Source organism: Rhodococcus sp. ENV425, from assembly GCF_002887785.1.
Taxonomy (GTDB): domain Bacteria; phylum Actinomycetota; class Actinomycetes; order Mycobacteriales; family Mycobacteriaceae; genus Rhodococcus; species Rhodococcus aetherivorans.
This window is the reverse complement of record NZ_PCZU01000006.1, coordinates 1-8,157: the sequence shown is the minus strand read 5'-3', so window position 1 is coordinate 8,157 and position 8,157 is coordinate 1. Positions and strand designations below refer to the sequence as shown.

8 protein-coding genes and 1 pseudogene are annotated in these 8,157 nt (G+C 71.6%); 7 read left to right on the top strand and 2 right to left on the bottom strand.

Annotation, left to right across the window (positions count from 1 at the left end; translation table 11 throughout):
* Positions 1–33: 33 nt before the first annotated feature.
* The 4 genes from tsaE to tsaD are packed head-to-tail and all read left to right on the top strand — an operon-like array spanning position 34 to position 2,752.
* Positions 34–519: a tRNA (adenosine(37)-N6)-threonylcarbamoyltransferase complex ATPase subunit type 1 TsaE gene (gene tsaE / locus CQZ88_RS00185; RefSeq protein WP_006940019.1), complete on the top strand. Its 486-nt coding sequence runs from the start codon at positions 34–36 to the stop codon at positions 517–519.
* A gap of 30 nt (positions 520–549) precedes the next feature.
* On the top strand, positions 550–1,224 hold the full coding sequence (gene tsaB, locus CQZ88_RS00180; RefSeq protein WP_006940021.1) for a tRNA (adenosine(37)-N6)-threonylcarbamoyltransferase complex dimerization subunit type 1 TsaB: 675 nt from the start codon (positions 550–552) through the stop codon (positions 1,222–1,224).
* On the top strand, positions 1,221–1,715 hold the full coding sequence (gene rimI / locus CQZ88_RS00175; protein WP_006940023.1) for a ribosomal protein S18-alanine N-acetyltransferase: 495 nt from the start codon (positions 1,221–1,223) through the stop codon (positions 1,713–1,715). The genes tsaB and rimI overlap by 4 nt, the downstream gene beginning before the upstream one ends.
* The gene (gene tsaD / locus CQZ88_RS00170; protein ID WP_006940025.1) at positions 1,712–2,752 is read left to right on the top strand and encodes a tRNA (adenosine(37)-N6)-threonylcarbamoyltransferase complex transferase subunit TsaD; all 1,041 of its coding nucleotides are present in this window, start codon (positions 1,712–1,714) and stop codon (positions 2,750–2,752) included. The genes rimI and tsaD overlap by 4 nt, the downstream gene beginning before the upstream one ends.
* 31 nt (positions 2,753–2,783) lie before the next feature.
* On the opposite strand, the gene CQZ88_RS00165 is transcribed toward tsaD, so the two are convergent.
* A complete protein-coding gene (locus CQZ88_RS00165) occupies positions 2,784–4,301 on the bottom strand; it encodes an Hsp70 family protein (protein WP_029544794.1) in 1,518 nt (505 codons plus the stop codon).
* A gap of 697 nt (positions 4,302–4,998) precedes the next feature.
* Here CQZ88_RS00165 and groES point away from each other — a divergent pair.
* A complete protein-coding gene (groES, locus tag CQZ88_RS00160; RefSeq protein ID WP_003938034.1) occupies positions 4,999–5,301 on the top strand; it encodes a co-chaperone GroES in 303 nt (100 codons plus the stop codon).
* An 86-nt stretch (positions 5,302–5,387) separates the two neighbouring features.
* Positions 5,388–7,004, top strand: coding sequence for a chaperonin GroEL (gene groL, locus CQZ88_RS00155; RefSeq protein WP_006940029.1), 1,617 nt, complete (start codon positions 5,388–5,390; stop codon positions 7,002–7,004).
* Positions 7,005–7,110: 106 nt separating this feature from the next.
* On the opposite strand, the gene CQZ88_RS00150 is transcribed toward groL, so the two are convergent.
* Complete coding sequence (locus CQZ88_RS00150; RefSeq protein ID WP_029544792.1) at positions 7,111–7,404, bottom strand: WhiB family transcriptional regulator; 294 nt, start codon at positions 7,402–7,404, stop codon at positions 7,111–7,113.
* A gap of 523 nt (positions 7,405–7,927) precedes the next feature.
* Here CQZ88_RS00150 and CQZ88_RS00145 point away from each other — a divergent pair.
* Positions 7,928–8,157 (top strand): annotated as a pseudogene (locus CQZ88_RS00145) (hypothetical protein); the annotation flags it as partial.

Here is an 8,157-nt window from a genome sequence, read left to right as displayed (position 1 = left end):
TCGCCCACGACGCCGGCAGGAGGCGCGCCGCAATTGGGTGACGATCGCTCCACCGGCACACGCACCGAGCAGTATGCCGAGCTGCCCACGGTCGAGGACACCGAGGCGTTGGGCCGCCGCCTGGCACGCGAACTGCACGCGGGTGATCTCGTCGTCCTGGACGGTCCGCTCGGTGCCGGGAAGACCGCCCTGACCCGCGGAATCGCCGCGGGCCTGGGGGTGCAGGGCCGGGTCACCTCGCCGACCTTCGTCATCGCGCGCGAGCATCGCCCCGGCGATCGCGCCGGTGGCGAACCCGTGGGGATGATCCACGTCGACGCCTACCGCCTCGGGGACGGTCCGAACGCCCTCGACGAACTCGATGCCCTGGACCTCGACACCGACCTGACCGCCGCCGTGGTCGTCGTGGAATGGGGTGAGGGGCTGGTCGAGACACTGACCGAGCGGCACCTGCGGGTGCGGCTGCGCCGCGAACCGGACTCGGACGTGCGCACCGCCACCTGGTCCTGGGTGGGGTGACCGTCGCGCTCGGCGGTACTCTGGATACTCGTGCTCGTTCTCGCCGTGGATACCGCCACCCCCGCTGTCACCGCAGGTCTCGTCCGGGTAGACGACGGCGGTGAACCCGAGGACGTCGACATCGAGACGTTGGCCGTGCGGGTCACGGACAATCCACGCGCCCACGCCGAGGTGCTTACTCCGCAGATCCTCGACTGCCTGTCGTCCACCGGCCACACGCCGGCCGACCTCGACGCCGTCGTCGTCGGTGTCGGCCCCGGCCCGTTCACGGGCCTGCGTGTCGGTATGGCGACCGCCGCGGCCTTCGGCGACGCCCTCGGCGTGCCGGTGCACGGCGTGTGCAGCCTCGACGCGATCGCGGCCGACGTCCACGGCACGGACGGCGACGGTGATCTGCTCGTCGTCACCGACGCCCGTCGCCGCGAGGTGTACTGGGCGCGGTACTCCGGTGGCCACCGCGTCGAGGGGCCGGGCGTGTGCAAGCCGGCGGAGCTGAAGGCGGAGCCGTCGCTGCGGATCGCCGGGTCCCGCCCGCACACCGACCTGTTCGCGCTGCCCGCACATCCGGTGGCCACACCGTCTCCGGCGGGCCTGGTCGCCGTCGCCGTCGCGGACCTGCTCGCCGGGGTGGAGCCCGAGCCCCTGGTGCCCCTCTACCTGCGCCGGCCCGATGCGGTGGAGACGGCGGACCGGAAGAAGAAATGAGCCCCCACGACCCGCTTCCCCTCGTCGACGCGCTGCAGCCGTCCGACGTCGCACGGTGCGCCGAGCTGGAACGGATCCTGTTCCCCGGCGACGACCCGTGGAGCGCCGGCGCCTTCCGCGCCGAGCTGGCGGCGCCGCAGAACCACTACGTCGCCGCCCGCGACGACGAAGGCCGGCTGATCGGCTACGCCGGTCTCGCCCGTCTCGGCACCGGAATCCATCCGGAGTCCGAGGTCCACACCATCGGTGTGGACCCGCAGCAGCGGCGCCGCGGCGTCGGTGGCGCGCTGCTCGCCGAGCTGTTGCGGGCGGCCGACGCCTGGGGCGGCCCCGTGTTCCTGGAGGTGCGCACCGACAACGACGCGGCGATCGCGCTGTACCGCCGGGAGGGTTTCGAGATCGTCGGGACCAGAAAGCGGTACTACCAGCCGAGCGGCGCCGACGCGTACACCATGTGCCGGCCGGACCGGCGGAAGGAGTCACAGTCGTGATCGTGATGGGCATCGAGAGCTCGTGCGACGAGACGGGCGTCGGCATCGTCCGGTGGGTCGGCGACGGCACCCTCGAACTGCTCGCCGACGAGGTGGCCTCCAGCGTCGACGAACACGCCCGGTTCGGCGGCGTCGTCCCGGAGATCGCGTCCCGCGCACACCTCGAGGCGATCGTCCCGACCATGCGACGGGCGCTCGCCGCGGCCGGGATCGCCAAGCCCGACGCCGTGTGCGTGACGATCGGTCCCGGCCTCGCCGGTGCGCTGCTCGTCGGTGTCGCCGCAGCCAAGGCCTACGCGGCGGCGTGGGACGTGCCGTTCTACGCGATCAACCACCTCGGCGGGCACGTCGCGGTGGACACGATCGAGCACGGGCCGATGCCGCCGTGCGTGGCGCTGCTGGTCTCCGGCGGGCACACGCACCTGCTACACGTCGAGGACCTCGGCCGCACGCCGATCGTCGAGCTCGGCACCACGGTCGACGACGCGGCCGGGGAGGCCTTCGACAAGGTGGCGCGTTTGCTCGGGCTGGGTTTTCCGGGCGGTCCGGCGCTGGACCGGGCCGCGCAGGACGGCGACCGCACCGCGGTGGTGTTCCCGCGGGGGATGACGGGGCCGCGCGACGCCCGGCACGACTTCTCCTTCTCCGGGCTCAAGACGGCCGTCGCGCGGTTCGTCGAGGCGCGCGAGCGCGCCGGCGAGCCCGTCCCGCTCGCGGACGTGGCGGCCGGTTTCCAGGAGTCGGTGGCCGACGTGCTGACGATGAAGGCGGTGCGGGCCGCGCAGGATGTGGGCGTGGACACCCTGGTCCTCGGGGGTGGGGCCACCGCCAATTCCCGCTTGCGGGAACTCGCCGAGGAGCGCTGCGCCGCCGCGGGGATCACGCTGCGGGTGCCGCGGCCGCGGTTGTGCACCGACAACGGGGTGATGATCGCGGCGCTGGGGGCGCACCTGATCGCCGGAGGTGCGCAGCCGTCCGCGCTCACCGTCGGGACCGACCCCGGGCTGCCGGTCGAGATCGCCCAGGTGCCGGCCTGACCGTCCGCTGCGGGGGATCGGCCGGTGCGGCTCAGCCGACCGGCGACGGTTCGATGCGCAACGGGGACGAACTCGTCGTTCCCTCCGCCGGGGCGGCGGTCGAGGAGGTGTCGGTCGTCGTCTCGGCGGGTGCGGACTCGGTCGTCGGCGCGGACGTCGTCGGGCTCGGTGTCGTGCTCTCGGGCGGTGTCGTACCGGGCGGTGTCGGCAGCGGGACGGTCGGCAACGAAACGCTCGGCAGGGTTCCCGGGAACTGCCACGGCCGGTCGGTGCCCGGGGCCTCCGGGGGCGACTCGGGCCGGTCGGTGGTGGTCGACTCCGGCGTGCTGGGCGGCGTGGTCGTCGCCGAGGTGCTCGTCGGGGGTAGCGACCCGGTGGGGTAGGGGTCCGGCGCGGGCGTGCGTGCGTAACCGTTGTCCGGAGCCGTCGTGGTGACGGTGGCGTGAGGATCCTCGGAGGGGATCTGCGTGTGTCCGGTGTCGGGAACCGCCGCCGCAGGCTGGGTGGTGGCCTGGTCGCTGGTGCCGGCGGGGGAGACGGGCGTGTCGTCGGACGCGATCCGGTCGGTCGCGTAGCCGGCGACGAGCGCACCGACGACCAGCGCCCCGGCGAGTGCGCCGGATACCTTGCCCCCGGGGGTGCTCGGCGTCGGCGCCGAGGCGCCCACCGGCGGATACGACGCGAGGCGTGACGACGCGGCGAGCAGCGCGGCACCGTGGGCCGCTGCCGTGGCCGGTTCCGGCACCGTCACGGCGGTCCCCGCGAACGCGGAGGTCACGGCTCCGGCGAGAGCCGGCATGGCCGCGGCGCCGCCGACGAGGGCGAGCATCTGCGGCCGCGGCTCGGTGCCGCCGCAGATCCGTCGCGTGAACGCCGCGGCGGTGTCGGCGAGATCGGCCACCATCTCGTCGAGTTCGGCGCGGGTCAGGGGCACCGCGGGGCCGGCGTCACCGAGTTCGACCCTGGTGGCCGACGCGGAGCCGAGGGCCTCGAGGGCGCCCTGGCAGCGCACCGTCAACAGGGCGGTGTCGATCGGAATGCGGCCGCGGGTGCGGCCGATCTGGCGGCGCACGTGGTCGTAGACGCGGCCACGGACGGCGTCGCCCCCGACGTCCCCGGTCCGGGCCGAGCGCAGCACCGATCCGGACCGTCGGTCGAAAACGGAGACGGTGAATCCCGATGCCCCGAGGTCGGCGACGGCGAGGGTGTCGGCGGTGTCGACGAGGCCGGTGCCGTGCAGGTAGGCGAAGACGGCGGTCGTCTCCGGAACCAGGTGGACGATGTGGCCGTCGCGCACCGCCGCGGAGCGGATCGCCTCCGCGTGCTCGGGCGTGCGGTAGGCCACCGCCACGGCGTCGGGGACGGCGTGGCCGTCGATCTGGGTGCTCATGAGGGAGAGGGCATCGATGACGAGGTCGCCCAGATCCCCGGCTGCGTCGGGATCGGCGGCGAGAAATCGGTACTCGGTGGTGCGATCCCCGGACCCCTCGACGACGAGGGCTGAGCCCACTCCGGAAGCGCCGGTGGAAATCCCCAGCGACGTGCGCATAGTTCCCCTCCCGTGCGTGACCGGCGGACAGTGACGCGGACGAGGCCGCAATGTCACCGAATGGTCACGCGTTCGGTCTCCGTTATCCGAACGTAACAGACGGGTGGCCGCGAGCGCTCGTCGAAAACCGGCGATCCCCGTCCGTCCGGCCGCGCCGCAGGCCCGGCTACCCCGCCCGTGGACAGGCCGCCGGACGTCGGTGGCGGAGGCGGGCCGAGTCCGGCAGCTCCGCTGTTGTGCCAGCTCGGAGGCGTTCTTCCGGCTCGCAGGGCGAGCACAGTGGCGGGGGAGTGGGCTGTGAGGGGACCGCTGCCCGGCGGGGTGGCCGACCGGGCATCTCCCGGATACGAATGGTCACGATTCGGTCTCCTCGGTTGCGGACGGGCCCGGCTCATGGGCGGACGGGGGCCGGCCTCCGGCCGTCGTTGCCGGGCGGGCGCGGTCGACCGGAGGGCCGCCCGGGGCCGAGGGGCCTTCGATGGCAGCATGGGGCGCCCGGGGCGACACGGGGACATTCAGCACCCGCTGCCCTTGAGCGCTGGCACTCGCGTGTATAGAGTGCTAGTCGACGCCGAGCGAGTTCCGGCACCCGCGACGACGGGACTGCGCGCGGAGTCACCGTGGTGACTGAACAAACCCTGTCCGAGGACGACAAGAGGCCTCGGACCATCGAACCCCTGAAAGTGGAGGGCTCATCGTGGCGAGCGTGAACATCAAGCCGCTCGAGGACAAGATCCTCGTCCAGGCCAACGAGGCCGAGACGACGACTGCCTCCGGCCTGGTCATCCCGGACACGGCGAAGGAGAAGCCCCAGGAGGGCACCGTCGTCGCCGTCGGCCCCGGCCGCTGGGACGACGAGGGTGAGAAGCGCATCCCCCTCGATGTCAAGGAAGGCGACGTCGTCATCTACAGCAAGTACGGCGGAACCGAGATCAAGTACGCCGGCCAGGAGTACCTGATCCTGTCGGCTCGCGACGTGCTGGCCGTCGTCGCCAAGTAAGCCGCACGCATTCCGCCCCGGAGTTCCGTCTCGGACCCGGGGCGGAATCCGTTCCGGATCCTTCGTTCCAGGAGTAGTCGGAGAACATGTCCAAGCAAATCGAGTTCAACGAGACCGCGCGGCGGGCACTCGAGCGTGGCGTCGATCAGCTCGCCGACGCCGTCAAGGTCACCCTCGGCCCGCGTGGGCGGCACGTGGTGCTCGCCAAGGCGTTCGGCGGTCCGACCGTCACCAACGACGGTGTCAGCATCGCCCGGGAGATCGAGCTGGAGGACCCGTTCGAGAACCTCGGCGCCCAGCTGGTCAAGAGCGTTGCCACCAAGACCAACGATGTCGCCGGTGACGGCACCACCACCGCCACGGTGCTCGCTCAGGCCATCATCAAGGCCGGCCTGAAGAACGTCGCGGCCGGCGCCAACCCCATCGCGCTCGGCAGCGGCATCGCCCAGGCCGCCGAGAAGGTGTCGGAGGCGCTCCTCGCCGCCGCCACCCCGGTCGAGGGCAAGGAAGCCATCGCCCAGGTCGCCACCGTCTCCTCGCGCGACGAGGAGATCGGCACCATGGTCGGCGAGGCCCTGAGCACCGTCGGCAAGGACGGCGTCGTCACCGTCGAGGAGTCCTCGACGCTGCAGACCGAGCTTGTCGTCACCGAGGGCGTCCAGTTCGACAAGGGTTTCCTCTCGCCGTACTTCATCACCGACATCGACGCACAGCAGGCGGTGCTCGAGGATGCCGTCATCCTGATCTACCGCGACAAGATCGGCTCCCTGCCCGACTTCCTGCCGCTGCTCGAGAAGATCGCCGAGAACGGCAAGCCGGTCCTGATCATCGCCGAGGACGTCGAGGGCGAGGTGCTGTCCACCCTGGTGGTCAACTCCATCCGCAAGACCCTCAAGGCCGTCGCGGTCAAGGCGCCGTTCTTCGGTGACCGCCGCAAGGCGTTCCTCGACGATCTCGCCGTCGTCACCGCCGGCACCGTCATCAACGCCGACATCGGGTTGACCCTGAAGGATGCCGGTCTCGACCTGCTCGGTTCGGCCCGACGCGTGGTGGTCACCAAGGACAGCACCACCATCGTGGACGGTGCCGGCACGCAGGAGGACATCCAGAACCGCGTCGCGCAGCTGCGCCGCGAGATCGAGGCCACCGATTCCGACTGGGATCGCGAGAAGCTCGAGGAGCGGCTCGCCAAGCTCTCCGGCGGCATCGCGGTGATCAAGGTCGGCGCTGCCACCGAGACCGACCTCAAGGAGCGCAAGTTCCGTGTCGAGGACGCCGTCAACGCGGCCAAGGCAGCGGTCGAGGAGGGCATCGTGCCCGGCGGCGGTTCGGCGCTGGTGCAGGCCGCCCGTGAGCTGGACGCGCTCGAGAACTCGCTCTCGGGCGACGAGGCCACCGGTGTCGCCGTGCTGCGCGCGGCCCTCACGGCCCCGCTGTACTGGATCGCCAGCAACGCCGGCCTCGACGGGGCGGTCGTGGTGAACAAGGTCGGCGAGGCTCCGGCCGGATCCGGCTTCAACGCGGCCACCCTCACCTACGGCGACCTGATCGCCGACGGTGTCGTGGACCCGGTGAAGGTGACCCGGTCCGCGGTCGTCAACGCCTCCTCGGTGGCACGGATGGTGCTGACCACCGAGAGCGCGGTCGTCGAGAAGCCGGAGGAGGAGGCCGAGGCCGGTCACGGCCACGGCCACGCGCACTAGGGATCCGAACGCCCGGGCCGGCCGCGCGTAACGGTGGCCCGGGTGGCACGAAGCCCCGCACGGAACTTCCCGTGCGGGGCTTCGTCGTCCCGGGGGTCGCGGCCGGTCAGACCGCGACCCTCCGTCGTCGGTGCCGCGCGTACATCTCCCGCTCCGTCTCGGACATGCCGCCCCAGATGCCGTACGGCTCGGACACGGCCAGAGCGTGTTCCCGGCACTGCACGATCACCGGGCACTGCCGGCACATCTCCTTGGCCCGGCTCTCGCGCTGCGCCCTGGCCCGGCCACGCTCCCCGTCCGGGTGGAAGAACATCGAGGAGTCCACCCCACGGCACAGTCCGTGCATCTGCCAATCCCAGACGTCCGCGTTGGGTCCGGGCAAGTGGTTCGGTGCAGGCATGGGGCACTCCTTTGCAGCGTGCTCGCCTGGGGCGAGCGGACCGTGGGCGGAAGGTCTTTCCCCCCAAAGCAATTATTCAGGCTTCGTAACCGTAAAGGGGCCGCCGAAATGGAGTCAACAGTTTCGCGGAGTGGCAATTTCCATATCCCGATCCGCGAGAATTAACCACCGAAATATTTACATCGGGGTCGATTCGTGATTGTGTCTTGATGTTGTGCGCCTCGACCGCTCGAGGCTCCGTCCGGTGCCCGGAACAGCCCGGATCAGGGACTATATGCCCTGCAGTCGGCGCGGAAGGGCACCCGTCCGGGCCTCGGGGGCAAGAATGCCGGGGTCGGCGGGCCCGGCGTGCGCGGGTTTGCGTACAGGCGCCATGTCCGCAATTAACAGGCCGTAAACCCAATGTTCAACCGGATGCAGCACAAGTGTCGTGCGGAGTAATTCATGCGCCCCCGGTGCATATTTCCCGGAATGCGGACCACCTCCGCGTCGGGAGGGGGAGATGCGGTGCGATCATGAGCGCGTGCCCGACATCGCCCTTCCGTCCGACGCGTCCGCACTCGCCTCGGCGGCATTCGGCGCCCGGCCCGGCCTGTTCCCCCTGCCCCTCACCGGCGATCCCGTCGCGTCGTGGCACCGGGCCGTCGCGCTGGGCGGGCAGGGCCGCTACAGCGCGGCCCGGGCGGAACTGACCCGGCTCCGCCGCGCCACGGGCCCCGGCGGAGCGCTCGCGTCCCTCGCGACGAGCACCGA